Source organism: Nocardioides sp. S5 (assembly GCF_017310035.1).
Lineage (GTDB): Bacteria > Actinomycetota > Actinomycetes > Propionibacteriales > Nocardioidaceae > Nocardioides.
The window spans coordinates 4,218,480-4,240,749 of record NZ_CP022296.1 but is presented as its reverse complement, the minus strand read 5'-3'; the positions used below and the strand labels follow the sequence as shown (position 1 = coordinate 4,240,749).

Sequence of the window (22,270 nt, the reverse complement as noted above, 5' to 3'; positions counted from 1 at the left end):
GCGACCTCAGGGTCAGCTGCGGGCGAGGGTGGTCGAGGTGACCCGAGCCCGCAGCCCGGTCGACGCCGCAGCACGGCGGTAGGCGTCCAGCGCCTCCTCCGCCAGTCCGACGCCCTCCAGCAGGTCGGCGAGGTCGAACCACAGCTGGGCCGCGCTCTGGTCGGCACCGATGGCGGAGAGCCGGAGGACGGCGGCCTGGTAGGACCGTGCGGCGAGCTCGGTCGCGCCCTCGGCGGCGTACGTCCTGCCCTCGAGGGTCAGCGCCTCGGCCTCGGCCAGCGGGGCGTGCCCGTCGGCGGTGGTGTGCACCTGCGCCACAAGGGCGCGGCTGCCGGTGAGGTCACCGGCGAGGAAGCCCACGCGAGCCAGTCCCAGCAGCGTCCACGCGCGGTCGACGGGGGAGGCGCTGCTCCACTCCATCTCCGCGGCCGCCTGCTCGAGGTTGTGGCGCGCCTCGTCGATGGCGGGCGGGTCCAGCTCGAGCTGGAGGCGTCCGACCTCGGTGCGCAGGCGGGCGAGGTTGCGGGCGTCCTGACCCTCGCCGAGCAGCGCCAGGGCGCGCTCCGCGAGCGGCACGGCCGCAGCCACGTCCCCTCGGTTCGCTTGCATGACGCTGGCGTTCCAGTAGGCGGACGCGCGCGCTCGGGGCGACCCGAGCGACTCGGCCCGGGTGATCGCCTTGCGGCACAGGCGTACGGCGTGGGCGGTGTCGCCGCGCTCGAAGTGTGCGGCGGCAACGGTGACCGCGAGCTGGACCGCCTCGTCGCAGGACTCGAGCCCGGACTCCTCCATGTCGGCCATCACCCGCTCGCCGCACTCGATGGCGCGGCCCAGGTCGCCGGTCTCGCGATAGATGCGGCTCAGGGCGATGCCGGCCCTGATCCGGGTCAGCCCGTCGGCGGACCGGTCGTCGATGATCGCTTCGAGCTCGATGACGGCGTCGTCCTCGCGGTTGGTGGCCTCGAGGGCGCGGGCGTGGAGCAGGCGGGCGCGCTCGCGGAGGCCGGCCATGCGGGAGGCCGCCATGGTGTCGAGGGCCTTGTGCAGGTGGCGCTCGGCGTCCTCGGGCTGCCCGGACTCCAGGGAGAGCTCGGCGTAGTCGAGGGCGAGGCGGATCTCGTCGACCACGTGGCGCTCGGGCTCGCCGAGCAGCGAGTCGACGGTGACGCCGAGGCGCTCGGCGAGGGTCTCGAGCGCAGGTGCGGTGGGGCGGCGGTGGCCGCTCTCGATGCGGGAGAGGTAGGCGACCGACATCAGCTCGTCCGCAACCTGACCTTGGGTGAGCCCCCGTGCCTGGCGTGCGGACCGGAGTCGGCGACCCAGCGCCTCACGGTCGGTGCGGCCCAGCAGCTCGGCATGACGCGCGTCCATCCGCACATTGTGCGGCACGTTTACCGGCCGGGTGTCGAATTAGGTCAAGAGACCGTCAAAATTGTCTTGACGTCGGGGTCGTTGCCTGCGAGCGCCGCGTGCTGACGCAGGGACGGTGAGTCCCGACAGCTGCAGGAGTGGACATTCAGCTGTCCATTGGTTGAATTTGGCCACACCTCCACGCCATGTCAACATACCCTTGACCCTCCGGGACCTCGTCGGTTCAGGTAGGAGTCGCGATCAACGTGATCGCCAAGCAAGGCATCCGTGGGGGATGAATGACGCAGGTCGACCTTTTCCGTGTTCACCATGATGGTGTCGACCTCGCGCACGGCAACAGCGCCGCTCCCGCGCATCCTGTCCCCGGTGATGGGCAGGGCTCCGACTGGCGCAGCGCCTACAAGCGTCGCCTCCTCGTCGCCGACTTCGTCGTGCTGCTCGTTGCGCTCATGGCGGCCCAGCTCGTCCGCTTCGGGGCGACCTCCGGCCCCCCTGTCGACGGGCTCTACGTGCCCTACCCGGTCCTGGGCGTCGCGCTCGCGGCCGCTTGGTGGACGTCACTGCAGGTCCACAGGGTGCGGAGCTCCCGCATCATCGGCAACGGTTCCGAGGAATACCGCCGCGTGCTGGTCGCGACGTTCCGTGCGTTCGCCGTGCTTGCCTTCGTGTCGGTCGCGTTCAAGATCGACGCCTCCCGCCTCTACATCGCCATCGCGCTTCCCCTGGGACTGGTGGGCCTGCTGGTTGCTCGCAAGGTCGCACGCGTGGGCTTGCAGAAGGCGCGCGCGAAGGGCCGGTCGCTCGAACGTGTCCTGGTCGTCGGTGGCGAGAGGTCTGCCAACGATCTTGCCCGATGGTTCTCCCGCCACCCTGCCAGCGGATATGTCGTCAGCGGTGTCTGGGTCCCGGACAGCACCTCCCACCTGTCCACGCCGTTCAGCCCGGCGCTGCGGCGGGTGCCGATGATGTCGGCAGACGTCGACTTCGACGAGGCGCTGTCCGCGTCGGGGGCCGAAGCCGTGGTGGTGACCGACACCGAGCACCTGGGCCACGAGTCGCTGCGCGACCTCACCTGGCAGCTCGAGGGCACCGGCATCGATCTGCTGCTGTCACCCAACGTGCTCGACGTGTCGTCGACGCGGATGAGCCTGCACGACGTGTCGGGCATGCCGCTGCTGCACCTGAGCGAGCCGCAGTACGCCGGCGCGAGCCGTCTCGCCAAGACGCTCTTCGATCGCGTTGGAGCCTGCGTCATCCTGCTCCTCGTCTCACCGCTCTTCATCGCCACGGCACTCGCGGTCAAGCTCACCAGCGCGGGCCCGGTGTTCTACCGGCAAGAGCGCGTGGGTCGTGATGGGGCAGCCTTCGGCATGATCAAGTTCCGCTCGATGAAGGTCGGAGCGGACGCCGAGCTTCAGGCGCTGCTTGCTGCCGAGGGCAGGACGCTCGCTGAGCTGCCCAAGCTGACGCGTGACCCGCGCGTGACCCGGGTGGGGGTGTTCATCCGCCGCTTCTCGATCGACGAACTTCCCCAGCTCATCAACGTCCTCCGGGGCGACATGAGCCTGGTAGGCCCGCGACCGCAGCGCGACTTCGAGGTCGACGGCTACGACCACGTCGCCACCCGTCGGTTGAGCGTGCTCCCCGGGATGACCGGTCTGTGGCAGGTCTCCGGTCGCTCCGACCTGTCGTACGACGAGGCGATTCGACTGGACGTGCACTACGTGGAGAACTGGTCCATGACGGCGGACCTGATGATCCTGTGGCGCACCGCCAAGGCTGTCGTGGCCTCCGATGGTGCCTACTGACGGCGCCACCAAGCGGTCAGCGCGCAGCGTGCGGTCGCACCAGTCAGCCCCGCAAGGGAACGTCAGCCGAAGTACGAGCGAACTGCGTCGATAACTCGCGCTTGGTCGACACCGGTCAGGTGGGTCGAGCAAGGCAGCGACACACCTCGGTCGAACAGATCATCAGCAACAGCCCCGCCGACGAGCGCTGAACTCGCGAACGGAGGTTGGCGATGTAGCGGTCTCCACAAGGCACGTGCGCCCACCCCGTGCGCGCCGAGGTGGTCAAGGAAAGGACCCCGCTCGGCGGCGTCGCGCAGGAGCACTGAGTAGAGCCAGTACGTCGCGTCGTGACCGGGGAGCCGCGGGGGCAGCACGAGTGGCAGGTCTGCAAACGCATCGTCGTACCGGCCTGCGATGGCGCGCTTCGCCTCCACGAAGTCTGTCAGTCGACTCAGCTGGGCCCGCCCGAGTGCGGCCGCGAGGTTGGTCAACCGGTAGTTGTACCCCACCTCGTCGTGCAAGTACCCGACGTCTGGAACCTTCGCCTGCGTCGTGAGGTGTCGCACCCTTTGCGCGAGCAACGGATCGTCGGTGACGACCATCCCGCCGCCCCCAGCAGTGGCAATCTTGTTGCCGTTGAACGAGAAGCACCCCAAGAGCCCGACGGAGCCTGTCTGGCGCCCCGCAAGCAGCCCAGTGGACCATCCCGCACCGAGGCTCTCAGCAGCGTCCTCGATCACGGGAATGGAGAACTGCCTGCACACGTCGAGGATCTCGTCGGCCTTCGCCGGCTGTCCCAGCACGTGCACGAGCTCCACGCACTTGGGTTGGGGCTCTTCAGCTGCCGCCCGTCGGGAGAGCTCCGCGTGCAGCAGCTCGGGACTCATGTTCCAGGTGTCTGCCTCCGAATCGATCAGCAGTGTCCGTGCCCCCTGATAGGCGATCGGGTTGCTCGAACCGACGAACGTGAAGTCGGAGCACGCCACTTCGTCGCCAGGGCCGACATCGAGGACCCGAAGAGCGACATGCAGTGCTGCCGTGCCGCTCGAGCAGGCCACGGCAAAGCGGGAACCGACCACCTCGGCGAACTCTCGCTCGAAGTCACCCACGGCCGGGCCCACCGAGGACACGAAGCCCGAGTCGAGGGCGTCTACTACCGCAGCCCTCTCGAGAGGCCCGATGTCCGGAGTGGCAAGTGGGATTCCGCCGGCAGGCGCAGGCGCGCCCGGGGCGTGTGTCTCCCCGGCCAAGACGATCGTGGGGTCGTTGGCGCTCGTCATCGGTGGTACCGGCCCGCCGTGTCGACGTCCGTGCGTCCCTCGAGCCATTCGGCAGTCAGGCGCAGGCCGTCCTCGAGTGACACTTCGGGCGTCCAGTCGAGCAGCTCCTTGGCGCGGCTGGGGTCCGAGAGCAAGATCTCGACCTCCGAGCCGTCGGGACGCAGTCGAGCCTCATCGGTGAGGACCTCCGCGTCGTTTCCCGTGATCGTCTTGCACATCTCGACGACCTCGCCGACGGACACCGTCCGGCCGGTGCCGAGCTGGACTGTCTCGCCCGGTGCGAGCGGCGCCGTGGCTGCCCGCACGAATCCCTCGGCGGTATCGGTGGCGAAGGTGAAGTCGCGCTTGGGGGACACCGCGCCGAGACGCAGCGACTCAGCACCTGCCAGCAGCTGCGACAGCACCGTCGGGATGACGGCGCGAGCCGACTGGCGGGGCCCGAACGTGTTGAAGGGACGCAGGATCGTGACGGGGAGGTCGAAAGAGAGGGCGTAGGACTCGCAGAGCTTGTCGGCGCCGATCTTGGTGGCGGAGTACGGAGACTGGCCGCGGAGGGCGTGAGCCTCGGTGATCGGCACCGAGTCCGGGGTGCCGTAGACCTCCGAGGTCGAGGTGTTCACCAGGCGCGGTGTTCCGTGTCGGCGTACGGCCTCGAGCACGTTGAGCGTTCCCGTGATGTTGGTGTCGACGTAGGAGCGAGGAGCGACGTAGGAGTAAGGGATGGCGATGAGGGCAGCCAGGTGGAGCACGACGTCGACATCGGTAGCAGCGCTCATAACGTGTTCAGCGTCGCGGACGTCGCCGAGCACGATCTCTGCCTGGCCGTCGCGTAGTGCCTGCTGGAACGCCTCGGACTCCTCGAGCCAGCCGGTGGAGCTGAACGAGTTGTAGAGGCAGAATGCCCGCACGTGCGCGCCGTGGGCCAGCAAGCGCTCGACCACGTGGGACCCGATGAAGCCGTCTGATCCGGTGACCAGCACCTTCTTGCCCGCCACGGTCTCTTGTGGGTCGCTCTCGGTCAGGGGTCTTGCGCTCATGCTTGTCCTTTCGCGCGGGCGAGGTCAGCGGGTGTTCCGACATCGATCCAGTCGGCGTTCATGGTCCATGCAGCGACCGACCGGTCATCGTCCAAGCAGGTTTGGGCGAGCTCGGGCATGGTGCTGTGCTCGCCGGTCGGCAGAAGCTGGATCAGCTGCGGGTCGAGGCAGTAGACGGCGGTGTTGATCTCGACGCGCATCTCCGGCTTCTCGGCGATGCTGGTGACCCGGTGGGCGGTGTCGGTCTGCACGACCCCGAACGGCACCGTGTGCGTGTAGGCACGCACCCCCATCGTCAGCTCGGCTCCGCTTCGGCGGTGGTGCTCGACGAGGCGCTCCGCTTCGAACTCGACCATCAAGTCGCCGTTCATGACGATGAGTGGATGGGGTGCATGCCGCACCGCGTCGGGCAGCAGCGTCAAGGAGCCCGCGGTGCCCAGCGGCTTGTCCACCTGCTCGTGGAGGTAGTCGATGCGACAACCGAGACGCGAGCCGTCTCCGAGGTGGTCGATGATCTGCTCTGCCAAGTGGTTGACGCTGACGAAGATGTGTCGCACTCCTCCGCCGACGAGGCCGAGCACCGACCACTCGATGATGCTGCGCCCGGCAACGGTCATGAGGGGCTTCGGGGTCGAGGCGGTGAGGTCGCCCAGTCGTGATCCCCGACCGCCGGCCATGATGACGGCGACGTTGGGCAACTGCGGCGCGCCGAGCACGTCGGACAGGGTGTGCAGACCCACCAGGCGGCGCTGGTCGTCGACCTCCGGAACTGCCGAGATCCGCACCGACCTCATCACGTCGATCACCAGTGCCCGCGGCGTCCCCGACTCGACCGTCCGCGGGTCCCTGGTGGCGTGAGGCAGCGCCGGGGAGTCGAGCGCCGCTCCGCCGAGAAGTGCTCGCCGCACGTCTCCATCGGTCAGCACGGCAAGCAGACGGTTCTCCTCGTCGACCACGCAGCAGAGAGCATTGGCTCCGTGGTCGATCGCAGCGATGGACTGAAGGAGCGTGGCGTCGGGGGGCACACAGATCTGGTCGAGGTGCGTGTCGATCATGGGACCTCACAATTGTGGAAGACCTTGGTGCGCGGCACGTCACGTGCCGCCAGAACGACATTGACAATCCGTAGAGCTGACCGCCCGTCGCCGTAAGGGTTCGACGTGGCCCGTGCGGTCTTGCGGAAGCTGTCGGTTAGTGCAGTAGCCAGCACGTCGCCGACAGACTCACGCCCCTCCTCTGCGTGGAGGACGTTGGGGCCCCTGAGCCGCCCACGCTGACGTTCGCCGATGTCCACCGCGGGCACCCCGACGCTGGCGGCCTCGATGACGCCCGACGACGAGTTGCCCACGACCACGTCGGCCGTGGCGAGCATGCGTGGGTAGGCGGGCCCAAGGGCCTCGACCAGGATGACGCGGTGGTCGGACGCCAGATGGGTCAGCGCCTCCAGCACCGCTTCGCGACCGACGTCCATGCCGGGATAGGTGGCGACGACCGTCTTGCAGTGCTCGAGCGCTGCTACCAGTGCCCCATATGCCCACGGTCCTGCCTGTGAGACGTTCTCGGCAGTGGGCGGGTGGTAGGTGAAGAGCGCCAAGGGACGAGCAAGGGAGCGTCCGAACCGCTCCACGAACTCGTCGTCCGTGAGCGCAGCGACGCCGCTGTAGAGATCGAGGCCGGGAGCGCCGGTGACGTGGATGCGCTCGGCTGGTTCGCCCAGCTGACGGAGCCGGCGAGCGGAGTCCTCCGAGGCTACGCAGTGCTGGTCGGCGAGCTTGGTCACGGCATGCCGGACACGCTCGTCAAGGGCCCCCTCGGTGACCTCGCCGCCGTGCAGATGGATGATCCGGACGCCGGCCAGGAAAGCGGGCGGGACGACGTAGAGCAGCTCCCACCGGTCGCCGAGGACGATCAACGCTTCCGGAGCAACGTCGTGGATGACCGCCGGCATCGCTGCGCTGAGGACTGGGCCGTGGGCCAGCACGCTGTCGTCGTCCACCGTTGTCATGCGGTGGGTGAGCTCATGCACGCGGTTGACGTCGGGGGGAACGGCGAGGCTGCGGTGGAGCTGCGCGTGCAGCTCGTCGGCGCCGAACGCCACGCCAACCAGAAGGTGGAGCTCGACGTCTGGATGATCCTCCAGCGCGGAGATCACGGACATGAGCGGCCCGAGGTCTGCCCGGGTCCCGACGAAGAGGGCGATGCGGCGCACTAACCGTTCACCAGCGCCTCTGAAGCCACGCTCTGCCCGGCGGCAACGGTGGCAGCCATGGTGCGCCCGACGATGTCGTTGTCCGGTCGGATGCCGCTTTCCGGTCGCAGGGCGACGAGGTCGCCGGGCGTCAACACGTGGCCGGGCTCGAGGTCTCGCGCGGCATGCCACGACCTCCGCACCAGGGGAGCGTTCTCCTCCTCCGCCGGCATACGCCGCTTGACGCCGTTGCCGAGCGCCGCGGGAATGGCGCGCAGAGTGGTGACGTAGTCCGTCAGCGCCTCGGGCTCGAGGCTGGCCAGGTGGTCGGGGCCTTCCATCTGACGATCGAGGGTGAAGTGCTTCTCGACCACGCGCGCCCCTAGCGTGACCGCCGCGACCGCCGACGCCAGCCCGGGGGTGTGGTCCGACCAGCCGACCGGGATGGCGTGCTGCCGCATGAGGGCCGGGATGACCGTGAGGTTGCACTGATCGAGCGGTGCCGGATAGGCCGAGACACAGTGGAAGATGAGAAGTTGAGGAGCCGCGGCGCACGCCGCAACGGCCGCGGCCACCTCGTCGGCGTCGCCCATGCCGGTTGAGACCAGAAGGGGGAGGCCGAGGGCCGACAACTCGGAGAGCATAGGAAGATTGGTGAGTTCGCCGGACGAGACCTTGAGGCCTTCAACCCCCAGGTCCACGAGGAGACGTGCGCTGCCCATGTCGAACGGCGTGCTGAGAAAGCGGATACCCACTGAGTCGCAGTGGTCCTTGAGGCGACGCCAAGCAGACTCCGGCAGCGTCAGCTCCTGCAGCAGGCTCTGCTGGTCGCGGGCGCCTGATCGCTCCATCTGGTACGGCGTGGCTTCAGCGGAGGCCGACGTCAGGGCACTCGGGTCGAAGGTCTGGAACTTGACCGCCTGAGCGCCCGATGCCACAGCGACGTCGATGAGCTGGTGTGCGATGTCCTCGCTGCCGTTGTGGTTGACGCCTGCTTCGGCGATGACGAGCACGTCGTCGGTTTGGTCGAGGTCAAGATGGGCCACGCCGTCGATGCCTCCCTCGTTGGGTCACGTAACAGGACGTGCGGGCACGCCTGCGACTGTCGTCCCGGATGGCACGTCGTCCACGACGACCGCGCCAGCGCCCACCAGCACATTGTCCCCCACGCTCACGCCAGGCAGAATTCGCGCCCCACTGCCGACCAGCGTGCGCCGTCCCACGGTGGCTCCTCCGAGCAGGCAGGCGCCCGGCGCGACATGGGCGCCGTCCCCAACGACGCTGTCGTGCTCGACGATGGCGGCGGTGTTGACGATGACGGCATCACCGAGCTTGACCCCTGGACCCACGTGCGCGTGATGGAGGACGGAGACACCGAGACCGAGCTCCGCACGGTCCGAGCACGTGGCCATCACACTCACAGCGGGACGGAGAAGCGGGTGAGGAATCGTCTGTGTGAGGGCAAGTCGGACGGCGTTGTCGCCGATACCTAGGGCCACAGAAGCGTCCTGCTCGACCGCCATGGCGAGAGCCGTCTCGTCAGAGGGCAAGACCACTACGTCCCATCGTGAGGTGGCTTCGCCGGAGACGGCGATCACCGTGTGCCCCGAGGAACGGAGCACGTCGCAGATGCTCGATGCGTGACCGCCCGCCCCGAGGACGACCCAACGTCCGCCCGAGGTGGCGGTCGACGTCGCCATCAAATGATCTCCATGTCAGTCAAGTCGGGTCAGGCTCTAGGGAGAGCCTCGTGCGGGAGAGTACCCGTTCGCAGTTAGGCTGAGCGTCGCATCCGCCGACTCAATCGAGTCACCAAAGCTGCTCGAAGGGCAACCATGAAGCCGCTCACTCTTGGGGTCGTTCCCGCGCGAGGCGGGTCCAAAGGTTTACCCGGCAAGAACACTCTCTCCCTGGCAGGAGTGCCCCTGGTGGTTCACGCCGTCCGTGCCCTTGAGATGGCGACGCGCGTTGATCGGGTCGTCGTGAGCACCGATGACCCCCACATCGCGGCCGTAGCGAAGCAGTGGGGCGGCGACGTTCCTTTCAGGCGACCAGCCGATCTCGCGGCGGACGACACCCCGATGGGCCCGGTGCTTCGCCACGCACTCGATCAGGTTGAACGAGCGGAGGCGCGCGAATACGACCTGTTGGTGCTCTGCGACCCAACTAGTCCTGGGCGCCAACCGGAAGAGATCGACCGCGCCGTGGAGCTGCTGTGGGCGGCCCCAGAGTTCGTGGGTGCCATCGCGGTGTCGGAACCGATGTTTCAACCTGCATGGGTCGGCGTGCGAGAGGTCGAAGGTGCGCTCGTCCGGTACGACGAGGCGGGCAGAGGCGTTACTCGACGTCAGGACAGCGAGGGCCGGTTTCTCCGCATCAACGGAAGCTTCTACGTATGGAGGACTGAGTTCATCCGGAAGTTGGAGGGCTCGTGGTTTGACTCGGGGCGCCATCTTGGCGTCGAGATCAGCGAGCTCCATGCCTTCTCGGTCGACGACCAGCTTGAGTTCGACATGATCCAATGTCTCGTTGATGGTGGGTTGCTGAGCCTCCCTTGGCTGCACGATGGTGGCAAAGCGTGAGGGAATGGACAGGAGTCGAACAGTCGTTGCAGCTCGGCCCGACGAGCTACGCAAAAAGTCGGACAGAGAGAACCCCATGACAAGCAAAGTCGGAAGGTTCAGGATTTGGAGTTCGCTGCGCGTTTCCCGTGAGTGGCAGCCTTGGCTCGCGGGTATAGCGATCGTGGCGGTTGCGGGCGCCGGTGCAGGCTGGCTGGCTGATGCAGGGTTGGGCGGGTATCAGCCCCTCCGAGCCCTCGTCTGCGTGGTGGGCTTGGTGCTTGCTCTCGTTCGGCCCCGCGCGGTGCTCGACTTAGGTGCGCGCAATCCCGCGCTGCTTGCCTTCGCGGCCTGGAGTTTTGCTTCTATCCTCTGGACTCGCTCGCATTCAGAAACGTTCACTACGCTGGCGGGGCTCGGGGGTGTCTTGCTGTTTGGTGTCGTGCTGGCCCTCATGGAGTTGCGGTACGACTCCTACGCCGTCGTGCTGTGGGCTCTGACTTGCACGAGCGTGGCATCGTATCTGGTCATTTTCCTTGCTCCCGGGGTTGGGACCGTGACGGTCGATCACCCCACCGAAGGAACCATCGTTCAGCCAATCGGAGTTTTCATCTGGAACAGCGACCTGGGATTCTCTGCGGCTCTCGGGTGTGTAATTGCTCTTTCGATGTTCATCCGCAAACGGCCGAAACGGCGTTGGGCCTTCTTCATCTTGGCGGCGTTCCATGCTGGGTTGGTCTGGATCTCGAATGCCGCCACGGCCGTTCTCGTTCTCGTTGCGGGGCTAACCGTAATTCTGCTCACTGCGCACCGTAAGACGTCGCTACCGGCGCTTTTCGTGGCCGTCGCTGGTCTGGTCGGGGGAATTCTGTCATTTGGTGTCCAGGGTCTTGCTGACAGAGCCCTTGGTCTTCTGGGAAGGTCCACAACCCTGACGGGGCGTGTCGATCTGTGGGAGTCGACGCTTGAGCAGGCGAGAGACTCGGTCTGGCTCGGAAAAGGTGCTGGCGTGGAGCCGAACTTCGATGGTCTATCCAATGCGGTGCATTCTCACAATGGGTTCGTGCAAATCTACTTCGACCGAGGACTCATCGGCGTGGCGTTAATCGTCGTGGTGGTCATATGGGCACTCGCGATCTGCCTCATCGCCCGGAGATGGCTGGGGTTGTCTGTTGTGGTGATGGTGGTCGTGGCGAATGCAGCGAACAACTACCTCAGTTACGCGTCGTTCGGTCTACTCCTTCTGGTCTGGCATTCGTACTCGGCACGGCACGGCACGCAGGCGAGCCGAGTGGGCTCGGGCGCAGCCCGCGAGGATGCACGCAATTCACGGGTGGAGTCCGCGTCTTGAAGGCCCACATCCTGATCGCGGCACACAAGCCCTACGACTTCCCGAGCGACCCCATCTACACGCCCATACATGTCGGCAGCGTTGGCCGTGACACGGTGCCGCACGCGATCCGCGACGATGTCGGCGACCAGATCTCGGATCTGAACTCGACGTACTGCGAGCTGACGGGGCTCTACTGGCTCTGGAAGAACGGACCAGAGGCAGACATCTACGGGCTAGCCCACTACCGACGCTTCTTCTCGGGGACAGCGCCGCACCCCTCCGGCCCCAACATTCTCGGACACGAGGACGTCAACGAGGCATTGGGAGAGGCAAGCGTCGTCCTCGCCCGCCGCCGCCTCTACGGGATTGAGACTGTGCGTAGTCACTACGCCCATGCGCACCATGAGAAGGATCTCGACCTTGCGCGCAAGGTGATCGCAGACGGATGGCCGGACTACGTTCCGGCTTTTGATCGGTTGATGGATAGCCGGTCCCTGTCGCTCTACAACATGTTCCTCATGCGCTCAGACGCCTTCCATGCGTACTGCCCGTGGGTGTTCGGCATCTTGGAGCGTGTTCATGGTGAGCTGGACATGACGGGTTACAGCGATCAGGACAAGCGGGCGATCGGGTTCTTGGGCGAGAGGCTGCTCAACGTCTGGGCGATGCACCATGCGGACGACCTGGGTCTTACGTATCGCAAGGTGGTCCAGGTGGAGGGTGAGCCGGTGCTCAAGAAGGGTGTCGACCTGCTGCGGCGAAAACTTCGCGGAGCCAAGTGAGTCCGACCGCGTCGGCCAGCAACAGGGTGTTGCGGCAAGCCGTCAGTCTCGGCCTCCGCGTGCTCAGCCTCGGGAGCAAGTTCCTCGTCGTTCTCCTGATGGCGAAGTACCTGAGCGCCAGAGAGGTCGGCATCTATGGACTGATTGCGTCTGGCACGGGCTACCTGCTCTTGGTCGTGGGTCTCGACTTCTACACGTACACCACGCGGGAGATGCTGAGGGCGCCACAAGCCCGCTGGGCTCAGATGATTCATTCGCAAGGCGCTCTGATGCTCGTGCAGTATGCCGTGGTCGTCCCCTTCGTTCTGCTGGCGATGCTGTTTGCCGACGCAGGGCTCGTCGCGTGGTTCGGGGTGATCCTTGTGCTGGAGCACCTGGCCCAGGAGATGAACCGGCTGTTCGTGACGATGGAGAAGCAGATTGCGGCCACCTTCATCATGTTCTTCCGCGTCGGAGGATGGTGTGTGGTGGCCATCCCGGCACTGTGGCTCATCCCGGCTGCGCGTGATCTCGACGTCGTTCTCGCGCTGTGGGTCGGCTCGCTGCTGCTGGGCATCGGCGTTGGCGGCGCGCTCCTTGCGGGGCAGTCCCTTCCGGGGTGGAGGGATCCCGTCGATTGGGCATGGGTCCGCCGGGGCGCCCGAGTCGCGCTGCCATTGCTGCTGGCGACCTTGGCGCTTCGATCGCTGCTCAACCTGGATCGCTTCGTGGTTCAAGGGCTCGGCGGGCTCGAGGTAGTCGGTGCCTACGTGTTGTTCATGGGCATCGCCGCCGCGCTGCTGGCGCTCATCGAATCAGGCGTCGTTGTGTACTACTACCCGGCGATGGTCCGCGCGGTCAGCGCGGGTGAGTTCGCAACTCTTCGTCGGGCCATGAAGCACATGTCCGTCGCGATCCTTGTCGTCGCGGTGCCGTTCATCGGTGTGGCCATGCTGCTCCGGGATCCGCTTCTCACGATGCTCGACGAGGCAGTCTACGCCGAGCACGCAGATGTGCTGCTCCCGGCGCTGCTCGCGATGTCGGCGCTAGCCCTGTCCTTGGTGCCGCACTACGGGCTCTATGCCTACGGCCGCGACCGCCCGTTGCTCGCAGTGAACTCGTGCATGGCTGCCGGCTTCATCGGTGCATCGGCAGTGCTCTTGGCGGAGGGGGGCGGCCCGGTGGCGGTGCCGTGGACGATGACGGCCTGCTTGGTCGCAGGTGGCGCAGCGAAGTGGATGCTCTTCAGCGCAACGTCGCGAAAGCGCGCCTCACCGGGGCCAGTTCCACCGGGCTGAAGACGTCAACCTCAGTCGAGGTGATGGGGTGCACGTCACCTTCGGCGATCTGTTGACCTGTGCACGGCACTATGCCCAGCCACTTGTAGACGTGGTTGTAGCTTCGGGTCGCGTGCTCATCGGCGTAGAACGCCACCCGTGCACCCAGATGGAGGGCCTCGAAGGCGAGAGTCGACAATGGTGCTACGACCACGTCGGCGGGCCCGAGAGAAGCGAGAAACTCAGCGGGAGGCTCAGTGCTGAGGTGCACTCCGGAGAACCGAGGATCAGCGGAGTAGGGAAAGTCGTCTCGCGGGTGCACCCGAATGACCAGCTCTGACTCGTCGTGCCACGTCGCTGCGACGTCAGCAAGCATGGATGTCTGAGCGTCGTGCTCGTCGTGGAAGCCGTGGGCTGCCCACGCGCCTGTGACGACGTATGTCGCAGGAGACTTGCTAGCTGAACGCGCGGATCGTGCTTGGTCGAGCCATACCGGTCCGACGACATGCACGCGTGAATCCGGCATCCCTCGTCCGACGATGAAGCGTCGATTGATCTCGCCTACGGTGAAGACCTCGTCAGCGTGGTACGTCGCTACGACGCGTTGAGGCACGAGACGGCGAAATCGACCCTGACGGACGCCGTCCGAGATGCCGACCGATGTGGCGGGGTCGAACGTCACTCCCCGGATGTAGGCGAAGTGCGGCACATGGAGCAGACCGGACACAGCGCGATGCTTCATCATCGAGAAACCCGAGAACAACAACTGAGGTCGTTCGCGCAGCATGAGCCACGCGAACGAGATCAGACCGAGCAGCTTGTTCCGCACGCTGGATCTCGTGGAGAGCGTGTACGGCCTAAGAGCCACCCGACGATCGTCCACTATCTCGGGCTTCAACCTCTGCAGCACAGCATCGGGGCCGTCGATGACAATCTCAGTGAAGGGTTGTTCTGCCCGCTCCAAGAGGCCATAGACCTCTTCGATCTCCTCGAGAACCTCCGCGGAGATGAGGACGCGACGGCGCTCCGGCCCCATAAGTGAAAGTCAGCTGCCGGAGTTGATCATGCCGGCGCCGACGGTCACGCCGGTGGCCTCGTCGATCAGGATGAAGGAGCCTGTGGTCCGGTTCTTCGAGTAGGGGTCGCACAGCAGGGGCACCGTGGTGCGCAGCTGGACGCGGCCGATCTCGTTGAGGCCGAGCTCCTTGGTGTCCTGGTCGCGGTGCAGCGAGTTGACGTCCAGGCGGTACTGGATGTCCTTGACCATCGCGCGGCCCGTGCGGGTGGTGTGCTTGATGGCCAGCTTCTGCCGCGGCCTGAGCGGCTCGTTGGTCATCCAGCAGATCATCGCGTCGATGTCCTGACTGGGCTTGGGCGCGTTCTTCGGACGGGCGATCATGTCGCCGCGCGAGACGTCGACGTCGTCCTCGAGGTGCACCGTGACGCTCATGGGCGGGAAGGCCTCGGCGACCTCCTGGTCGAAGAGCTCGACCTTGGCGATCTTCGACGGCATCCCACTGGGGAGCACGACGATGTCGTCGCCCTTCTTCAGCACGCCGCCGGCCACCTGGCCGGCGTAGCCACGGAAGTCGTGGTAGGCGTCGGACTTGGGGCGGATGACGTACTGCACGGGGAAGCGGGTGTCGACCAGGTCGCGGTCGGAGGCGACGTGGACGTGCTCGAGGTGGTGCATGAGCGTGGGGCCGGAGTACCACGGGGTGTTCTCGGATCGGTTGACGACGTTGTCGCCCTGCAGCGCCGAGATCGGGATGACCTCGAGGTCGGGGATGTTGAGCTTCGTCGCGAAGGTCGTGAACTCGCGGTGGATCTTCTCGTAGACCTCCTCCGACCAGTCGACGAGGTCCATCTTGTTGATCGCGAGCACGAGGTGCGGGACGCGGAGCAGCGACAGCAGCACCGCGTGGCGGCGCGACTGCTCGGTGAGGCCCTGGCGGGCGTCGACCAGCACGAGGCCGAGGTCGGCGGTCGAGGCGCCGGTGACCATGTTGCGGGTGTACTGGATGTGGCCGGGGGTGTCGGCGATGATGAACTTGCGCGTGGGCGTGGCGAAGTAGCGGTAGGCCACGTCGATGGTGATGCCCTGCTCGCGCTCGGAGCGCAGGCCGTCGGTCAGCAGCGCCAGGTCGGTGTAGTCGTAGCCCTTGGACTGGCTGGTGGACTCGACCGCCTCGAGCTGGTCCTCGAAGATCGACTTGGAGTCGAGCAGCAGCCGCCCGATGAGGGTGGACTTGCCGTCGTCGACCGAGCCGGCGGTCGCGAAGCGGAGCAGGTCCATCTCGCCCTGGGCCATGGTGTGGGAGTCAGAGGTCTGGGGGGTGCTGGCCATCAGAAGTAGCCTTCCTTCTTGCGGTCTTCCATGGCGGCCTCGGAGAACCGGTCGTCGCCACGGGTGGCACCACGCTCGGTCACGCGCGCGATGGCGATCTCGTCGATGATGGCTGCGGTGTCGGTGGCCACCGACTCGACGCAGCCGGTCTGGGTGCGGTCACCCACGGTGCGGAAGCGCACCATCTTCTTCTCGACCTGCTCGTTGCCCTTGGGCTGGATCTCCGGGCCGAGCGACAGCAGCATCCCGTCGCGCTCGATGACCTCGCGCTCGTGGGCGAAGTAGATCGAGGGGATCTCGATCTGCTCGCGGTGGATGTAGTGCCAGATGTCGAGCTCGGTCCAGTTGGACAGCGGGAAGATCCGCATGTGCTCGCCGGCGTGGATGCGGCCGTTGTAGAGGCTCCACAGCTCGGGGCGCTGCATCTTGGGGTCCCACTGCCCGAAGTCGTCGCGGTGGGAGTAGACGCGCTCCTTGGCGCGGGCCTTCTCCTCGTCGCGGCGACCACCACCGAAGGCGGCGGTGAAGCCGTTCTCCTCGATGGCGCCGAGCAGCGTGCCGATCTGCATGCGGTTGCGGCTGGTCTTGCCGTCGTCGACCACGTGACCGGCGGCGATCGCCTCGTCGATCGTGGCGACGATGATCCGCGCGCCGAGCCGCTCGACCCACGAGTCACGCGTGGAGAGCACCTCGTCGAAGTCCAGGCCGGTGTCGACCTGGAGCAGCGGGAAGGGGAGCTTGGCCGGGAAGAACGCCTTCTCCGCGAGACGGAGCATGACGATCGAGTCCTTGCCGCCGGAGAACATCAGCACCGGCTTCTCGAACTCGGCGGCTACCTCGCGGAAGATGTGGATCGACTCTGCCTCGAGCTGGTCCAGCTGACTCAGCTGGTAGTCGACGTGGGTGTTGGTCATGACGTGGCAAGGACCTCTCTAGGGACAGCAGCGACCATCGTAGCGAGGGTGAGCGCGATCCCCGCATCATGCTCGAACGGCGCGACGAACTACACTTTTCCTTTCGGTTGCATGAATCAAGGGGGAAGCGTGACGCACGTCCAGTCTGGTCGCGGCAGGTTGATCGGAGTAGTCCTAGCCGGGCTTCTCGCGACGACTTTGTCGGCGGCACCAACCGGCGCGGCCACGGCCCAGGATCGCGCAAGGCCCAGCAAGATCGGGGCCGAGTTCTTCGGTATGGACATCTCGATCGGATCCACGGAAGCCTTTTCGTGGCCGCAGTTCACACCGGGAGCCGTCCGCATCCATCTGGCTTGGAACCGTGTGGAGCGCAGTCCCGGGACCTTTGACTGGACCGAGACGGACGCGAAGATCGCCATTGCCGAGGCGCACGGTGCCAAACCGCTGCTGGTCATAGTCGATACTCCGATCTTTCATACCTCGTATCCGGCGCATGCCACCAACGCGTCGCCGCCCCGCCTGCACTCGTACGGAAGGTTCGTGCGGAGGCTGGCGGCCCGCTACGGAGATCGCGTCGACTACCAGGTGTGGAACGAACCCAACGTGCCGCTCTTCTACACGGGGACGCCTGCGCACGCGGCGAAGATGACCAAGATCGCAGGCAAGTCGGTGCGCAAGTTCGCGCCTGGCGCCACGGTGGTTGCCCCGTCGTTCACGGTGCGCCACGACACCGACCGGGCTTGGTTCAAGGATTACTGGTCCCAACGCCTGGGCCGCAAGCGCGTCGCTGACTTCGTCGATGCTGCCAACATCAGCGCCTATCCGTTCCCGGAGAAGGGGCCTGAGCAAGGACTTGCTCTGGCGCAGTGGGCGCAACGTGCCGTTGCCCGTGAAGGCTTCGACGGCCCCCTGTGGGCGAGCGAGATCAACTACGGCGCCAATGGTCTGGCGCCTACGCCGCGGATCCCCGCGCGCCGTCAAGCAGCCTTCGTGGTGCAGACCTATGTGCTGCATGCCGCCGACGGTGCAGAGCGCGTCTATTGGTGGCGGTGGGAGGGGCACCAGACGGTGAACACGCAGCTTCAGGACGGCGAGGGCGGCCTCACCCGGGCCGGGGTCGCCTACGGTGTGGTCAAGGGCTGGCTGCTCGGCACCAAGCCGAAGGGATGCTCCTGGAGTGCCGGCGTCCGGACCTGTCGTTTCCGCGCCCGCGGTGGCGTGGACCGGGTCGTGGTGTGGTCGGGTTCAGGGAAGCGGCGCGCGGTGCGTGCGCCGGTTGGTGCAGTGACTCGGACGAGCGCGTCTGGCGCCGTACGTGAGATCGGACCCGGGCGCTTCTTGCGGGTAGGACGGGCCCCGGTGATGATCGAGGTCATGAGAAGTTGACACCTGAATTCACTTTGTCGCGGATCTGTCGGCCAAGATCGGCCGAATGCATGTGAACACCTTGCTTCATCCCGCCATAGCTGTTGCTACCGTCATGGTGGTCACCATGACAGGGTGCTCGTCTGCCGAGAGCACGCCCGCGCCGCCGACGTACGACGCGACTGACGCTGTGCAGGCCCGTGTGCTGCCCCAGCTCGCCGCCACCGGCGAGGACGTCGAGGCGGCCGACGAGGCCGCCTGGGTCGTGGACGCGACCGTGGCCGACGTCGAGGCCGGCACGGCCGTCACCCTGGTCGCCCAGACCGGCGACAGCGAGTGGGAGACGGTCTCGGAGGCAGAGACCGACGACCAGGGCCGCGTCGCGCTGACCTCGCGCGAGGACGGCGAGCTCCACGTCGTGGTCGGCGAGGGCGAGGACGCGATCGGCGCCGCCGTGGACACCACCGACGCCCCGGAGGCCAGCTTCACCGACGACTTCGATGAGGACTCCGTCGACGAGGCGGACGGCCGCTGGGCCACCCGCGACCAGGGCTACATCGGCGTACGCACCTGCTCGCGCGCCGCGCAGGAGGCCGCCGAGGTCGGCGACGGCGTGCTGCGGCTCAGCGTCCTCGAGGACCCGGACCGGCCCGGCGACGAGTGCCAACTGCCGGGACGGCGCAAGAAGTTCCCCTACCGGCTCAACGGCCACGTCGGCACGGAGGGCTCGTACGCCTTCACCTACGGCTTCGCGGCTGCGCGGATCAGGACCCAGGCCGCGCGGGGGCAGCACTCGGCCTTCTGGATGCAGGCCGTCGGCGGCCAGCAGCCCGGCGGCCCCGCGAAGGGTGGTGCCGAGATCGACGTCATGGAGTACTTCGGCGACGACCACCCCGAGGGCGGCCTGACCAGCTTCACCTACTTCCTCGACAAGGCCGGCAAGAAGCAGACGCTCGGCGGCTGGCTGCCCGACGTGGACGAGCTCGGCGACGACTGGGCGAGCGACTACCACGTCTTCTCCGTCGAGTGGACCCCCGAGGAGTACGTCTTCCGCATCGACGGTCGCGTCACCCAGCGCATCGAGGGGGAGACGTCCGGGCGCCCGGAGTTCCTGATCCTCAGCCTGCTGTCGTCGGACTACGAGCTGCCGCGCTTCAACGGCGAGCTGCCCCAGCACATGGACGTCGACTGGGCGCGGGTCTGGGAGACCGGTCCGCGCTAGGGACTGTCCAGGACGAGGGTGATCGGGCCGTCGTTGACGCTCTCCACCCGCATGTCGGCCCCGAAGCGGCCGCGCTCGACATGGGCGCCGAGACGCTCGAGCTCGGCGCACACCGCGTCGTAGGCCGGCTCGCTGACCGGTCCCGGTGCTGCGGCCTGCCAGGTCGGGCGGCGGCCCTTGCGGGCGTCGCCGTACAACGTGAACTGGCTGACCACGAGCACGGGGGCGCCGACGTCGCTCGCGCTCTGCTCGTCGCGCAGCAGGCGCAGGTCCCAGATCTTGCGGGCGGTCCACACCACCTCGTCCGGTCCGTCGCCGTGCGTGACGCCGAGGTAGACCAGGAGCCCCGGGACGTCGAAGCTCCCGACGACCTCGCCGTCGACCCGGACGCTGGCGGAGAGGACCCGCTGGATGACCGCACGCATGGTGCAAGGATGCCGCCATGTCTGACGCGTTGCTGATCACGGTCGCCCCCACCGGGGCCGAGACCGCCAAGGCCGACTGCCCGCAGCTCCCCACCACCCCGGAGGAGATCGCGCGCACGGCCGCCGAGTGCGAGGCCGCCGGAGCGGCGATGATCCACCTCCACGTGCGCGACGGCGAGCACGCGCCGACGCTCGACCAGTCGCTGCTGCGCGAGTGGGTCGACGCCGTGCGCTCGAGCTCCTCGCTCGTCGTGCAGCTCTCGACGGGCGGGTCGGTGCACGACCCGCTGGACGAGCGGCTCGAGGTGCTCGACGCGAGGCCCGACTCGTGCAGCCTGACCATGGGCACCACGAACTTCGGCGACGACGTCTTCCTCAATCCCTGGCCCTTCGTGAAGGACCTCTACCAGCTCGCCCTCGAGCGCGGCGTGGCCCCGGAGTTCGAGCTGTTCGACCTCGGCCAGGTGCACGCGCTGGGTCGGCTGCTGCGGGAGTACGGCACGCCCGCGGGCGCCATGGTGCACGTCGACTTCGTGATGGGCGTGCCCGGCGGCATGCCCGGCACCGCGCCGGCCCTCGTCGCCGGCGTCGCGGCCCTGCCGCCCGAGGTCACCTCCTGGTCGGCCACCGGCATCGGGCGCTCGACGCTCGCGGTTGCGATGGCCTCCCTCTCCATGGGCGGGCACCTGCGCGTCGGCATGGAGGACGTGCTCACCATCAGCCGCGGCGTGCCCGTGGAATCCAACGCCCAGCTCGTCGCACGCGCGGTCGACCTGGGACGGATCGCGCAGCGTACGCCGATGACGCCCGCCCAGTGCCGCGAGCTGCTGGGGCTGTCCTGAGCAAGGCGGGCGACGGGTCCGCTCTCGACGTCGCGGCTCAGCGGTGGGCGCCGGGCTGCTTGTCTTCCGGGGCGTATCCGTAGCCATAGCCATAGCCATAGCCATAGCCCGAGCCGTAGTTGCCGCGTCCCTTGCGCGGCACCATGTTGAAGACCGAGCCCATGACGACCGCGCCGACGGCCTCGAGGCGCTCGCGGGCGGCGGCTAGCTGCTCGCGGGTGGTCCGGCCGTGGCGTACGACGACGACGGCGCCGTCGACCTGCGAGGCGATCAGTGCGGCGTCGGTGACGGGAAGCAGCGGCGGGGCGTCGATGATGATGACGTCGTACGCCGCCCGCAGCTCGCGCAGCACGCCGGCCATGGCCTGCGACTGGAGCAGCTCCGACGGGTTGGGGGGGACCGCGCCGGAGGCCAGCACGTGCAGTCCGGAAGCGTGGGTGAGGATGACGTCGCTGGCCGTGACCTTGCCGACGAGTGCGGTCGTGAGGCCGATGGTCGGGTCGAGCCCGAGCATCGCCGCGGCCTGGGGACGACGTAGGTCGCCGTCGATGAGGAGCGTGCGCTCGCCGGCCTGCTGGAGCGCGAGGGCGGCGTTCACCGCGGTGGTCGACTTGCCCTCGCCGGGCAGCGAGCTGGTGATCACGATCGCCTTGGACTCGGCGTCGACGTCGACGAAGGACAGATTGGTGCGCATCACGCGGAAGGCCTCGGCGCGCGGCTCGTGCGACGACATCTCGGTCAGGAGCGGGCGCTTGCCGACCTCGGGGTCGAAGACGAAGGTGCCGAGGATCGGGGCCTGGAGCGACGTGGTGACGTCGTCGGCCGACTTGGCGCTGGTGTCGAGGAGCTCGCGCACCACGGCCAGGCCGACGCCGAGCAGCAGGCCGAGCACGAAGGCGAGGCCGAGGTTGCGCACAGGGTTGGGTGAGATCGGCGCGCCGGGCAGCGTGGCCGCGTCGGTGACGGTGGCCTTGAGGACGGGCTGGTTGCGTCCGGGCGGCGTCTCGAGCTCAGCGACCAGCGCCATCAGCTCCTCGCCGTAGGTCTGGGTGAGCTGCTGGGCCACGACCGGGTCGGGGTCGGTGACAGAGATGTTGAGCAGCACGGTCTCGGGGGAGGCCTGCGCGGTCACCTTGGCCGCCAGCTCGGCGGGCGTCAGGTCACTGCTGGTCGCCGCGACGACGCGGGTGGCGAGCTCGGTGCCGCCGGCCAGGTCGGCGTACGACGACAGGCGCTGGCTGCTGAAGAGGTTGCCCTGGTAGGCCTCCGCCGAGGACGAGGCGTTGGTGGAGATGAAGAGCTGCGTCGTGGACTGGTACTGCGGGGTGGTCCGCCAGGTGACGAGCGCGGCACCCACGAGCACGACCAGGAGGGTGGCGACCACGAGGCGCCAGCGACGGCGCAGGATGCGCAGGTAGTCGGACAGTTCCACGATGTGTTGGTCCCCCGGGTCTGAGATGAACGGTCAGTGTCAGCCACTGGCGAGGGCCGGGGCAACTCGACCACGTTTCTCGGGTGTTTACCGATCTGTGCACATCCTGGGTTACCGTTCCCCTG

At 67.3% G+C, this 22,270-nt stretch carries 20 protein-coding genes; 8 read left to right on the top strand and 12 right to left on the bottom strand.

The features are described 5' to 3' along the window. Positions 1 to 12 precede the first annotated feature (12 nt). On the bottom strand, positions 13 to 1,371 hold the full coding sequence (locus tag CFI00_RS20935; protein ID WP_207082890.1) for a helix-turn-helix transcriptional regulator: 1,359 nt from the start codon (positions 1,369 to 1,371) through the stop codon (positions 13 to 15). A gap of 278 nt (positions 1,372 to 1,649) precedes the next feature. Between CFI00_RS20935 and CFI00_RS20930 the strand changes: the two genes are divergently transcribed. Next, positions 1,650 to 3,179, top strand: a complete 1,530-nt coding sequence (locus CFI00_RS20930) for a sugar transferase (RefSeq protein ID WP_207082889.1) — start codon at positions 1,650 to 1,652, stop codon at positions 3,177 to 3,179. Positions 3,180 to 3,241: 62 nt separating this feature from the next. Here CFI00_RS20930 and CFI00_RS20925 read toward each other — a convergent pair whose 3' ends face one another. Genes CFI00_RS20925 through CFI00_RS20900 form a run of 6 tightly spaced genes read right to left on the bottom strand, consistent with a single transcriptional unit; the run spans position 3,242 to position 9,366 of the window. Continuing rightward, entirely contained in the window at positions 3,242 to 4,441 is a 1,200-nt protein-coding gene (locus CFI00_RS20925) for a DegT/DnrJ/EryC1/StrS family aminotransferase (protein ID WP_207082888.1), read from the bottom strand. Then, entirely contained in the window at positions 4,438 to 5,478 is a 1,041-nt protein-coding gene (locus tag CFI00_RS20920; protein ID WP_207082886.1) for an SDR family NAD(P)-dependent oxidoreductase, read from the bottom strand. The genes CFI00_RS20925 and CFI00_RS20920 overlap by 4 nt, the downstream gene beginning before the upstream one ends. Further along, positions 5,475 to 6,533, bottom strand: a complete 1,059-nt coding sequence (locus CFI00_RS20915; RefSeq protein ID WP_207082885.1) for a sugar phosphate nucleotidyltransferase — start codon at positions 6,531 to 6,533, stop codon at positions 5,475 to 5,477. Before CFI00_RS20915 ends, CFI00_RS20920 begins: the two co-directional genes overlap by 4 nt. After that, positions 6,530 to 7,687, bottom strand: a complete 1,158-nt coding sequence (gene neuC / locus CFI00_RS20910; protein ID WP_207082884.1) for a UDP-N-acetylglucosamine 2-epimerase — start codon at positions 7,685 to 7,687, stop codon at positions 6,530 to 6,532. Before neuC ends, CFI00_RS20915 begins: the two co-directional genes overlap by 4 nt. Continuing rightward, positions 7,687 to 8,712, bottom strand: coding sequence for an N-acetylneuraminate synthase family protein (locus tag CFI00_RS20905; RefSeq protein ID WP_207082883.1), 1,026 nt, complete (start codon positions 8,710 to 8,712; stop codon positions 7,687 to 7,689). The genes neuC and CFI00_RS20905 overlap by 1 nt, the downstream gene beginning before the upstream one ends. Before the next feature lie 24 nt (positions 8,713 to 8,736). Continuing rightward, a complete protein-coding gene (locus CFI00_RS20900) occupies positions 8,737 to 9,366 on the bottom strand; it encodes a NeuD/PglB/VioB family sugar acetyltransferase (protein ID WP_207082882.1) in 630 nt (209 codons plus the stop codon). A 135-nt stretch (positions 9,367 to 9,501) separates the two neighbouring features. Between CFI00_RS20900 and CFI00_RS20895 the strand changes: the two genes are divergently transcribed. The 4 genes from CFI00_RS20895 (at position 9,502) to CFI00_RS20880 (ending at position 13,619) form a co-directional block, all read left to right on the top strand. After that, the gene (locus tag CFI00_RS20895) at positions 9,502 to 10,248 is read left to right on the top strand and encodes an acylneuraminate cytidylyltransferase family protein (RefSeq protein ID WP_242532545.1); all 747 of its coding nucleotides are present in this window, start codon (positions 9,502 to 9,504) and stop codon (positions 10,246 to 10,248) included. Between the two features lie 76 nt (positions 10,249 to 10,324). Continuing rightward, a complete protein-coding gene (locus CFI00_RS20890; protein ID WP_207082880.1) occupies positions 10,325 to 11,578 on the top strand; it encodes an O-antigen ligase family protein in 1,254 nt (417 codons plus the stop codon). Next, positions 11,575 to 12,342: a DUF4422 domain-containing protein gene (locus CFI00_RS20885; protein WP_207082878.1), complete on the top strand. Its 768-nt coding sequence runs from the start codon at positions 11,575 to 11,577 to the stop codon at positions 12,340 to 12,342. The genes CFI00_RS20890 and CFI00_RS20885 overlap by 4 nt, the downstream gene beginning before the upstream one ends. Positions 12,343 to 12,440: 98 nt before the next feature. Then, a complete protein-coding gene (locus tag CFI00_RS20880) occupies positions 12,441 to 13,619 on the top strand; it encodes a hypothetical protein (protein ID WP_207082877.1) in 1,179 nt (392 codons plus the stop codon). Here CFI00_RS20880 and CFI00_RS20875 read toward each other — a convergent pair. The 3 genes from CFI00_RS20875 to cysD are packed head-to-tail and all read right to left on the bottom strand — an operon-like array spanning position 13,567 to position 16,859. Beyond that, on the bottom strand, positions 13,567 to 14,634 hold the full coding sequence (locus CFI00_RS20875; protein ID WP_207082876.1) for a hypothetical protein: 1,068 nt from the start codon (positions 14,632 to 14,634) through the stop codon (positions 13,567 to 13,569). The genes CFI00_RS20880 and CFI00_RS20875 overlap by 53 nt on opposite strands. A gap of 9 nt (positions 14,635 to 14,643) precedes the next feature. Continuing rightward, the gene (cysN, locus tag CFI00_RS20870) at positions 14,644 to 15,945 is read right to left on the bottom strand and encodes a sulfate adenylyltransferase subunit CysN (RefSeq protein WP_242532544.1); all 1,302 of its coding nucleotides are present in this window, start codon (positions 15,943 to 15,945) and stop codon (positions 14,644 to 14,646) included. Then, positions 15,945 to 16,859 (bottom strand): sulfate adenylyltransferase subunit CysD, encoded by a 915-nt coding sequence (gene cysD / locus CFI00_RS20865; protein WP_207082875.1) that lies wholly within the window; start codon positions 16,857 to 16,859, stop codon positions 15,945 to 15,947. Before cysD ends, cysN begins: the two co-directional genes overlap by 1 nt. A gap of 129 nt (positions 16,860 to 16,988) precedes the next feature. On the opposite strand from cysD, the gene CFI00_RS20860 reads away from it, so the two are divergent. Together CFI00_RS20860 and CFI00_RS20855 are read left to right on the top strand one after the other, a co-directional pair. Further along, positions 16,989 to 18,245: a hypothetical protein gene (locus CFI00_RS20860; RefSeq protein WP_207082874.1), complete on the top strand. Its 1,257-nt coding sequence runs from the start codon at positions 16,989 to 16,991 to the stop codon at positions 18,243 to 18,245. Between the two features lie 106 nt (positions 18,246 to 18,351). Beyond that, positions 18,352 to 19,446, top strand: coding sequence for a family 16 glycosylhydrolase (locus CFI00_RS20855; RefSeq protein WP_207082873.1), 1,095 nt, complete (start codon positions 18,352 to 18,354; stop codon positions 19,444 to 19,446). On the opposite strand, the gene dtd is transcribed toward CFI00_RS20855, so the two are convergent. Beyond that, entirely contained in the window at positions 19,443 to 19,871 is a 429-nt protein-coding gene (gene dtd, locus CFI00_RS20850; protein ID WP_207082872.1) for a D-aminoacyl-tRNA deacylase, read from the bottom strand. The genes CFI00_RS20855 and dtd overlap by 4 nt on opposite strands. Positions 19,872 to 19,888: 17 nt before the next feature. On the opposite strand from dtd, the gene CFI00_RS20845 reads away from it, so the two are divergent. Beyond that, entirely contained in the window at positions 19,889 to 20,713 is an 825-nt protein-coding gene (locus CFI00_RS20845; protein WP_207082871.1) for a 3-keto-5-aminohexanoate cleavage protein, read from the top strand. A gap of 37 nt (positions 20,714 to 20,750) precedes the next feature. Here the strand turns inward: CFI00_RS20845 and CFI00_RS20840 are convergent, their stop codons facing one another. Next, positions 20,751 to 22,145 (bottom strand): polysaccharide biosynthesis tyrosine autokinase, encoded by a 1,395-nt coding sequence (locus CFI00_RS20840; RefSeq protein ID WP_207082870.1) that lies wholly within the window; start codon positions 22,143 to 22,145, stop codon positions 20,751 to 20,753. Positions 22,146 to 22,270: the final 125 nt, after the last annotated feature.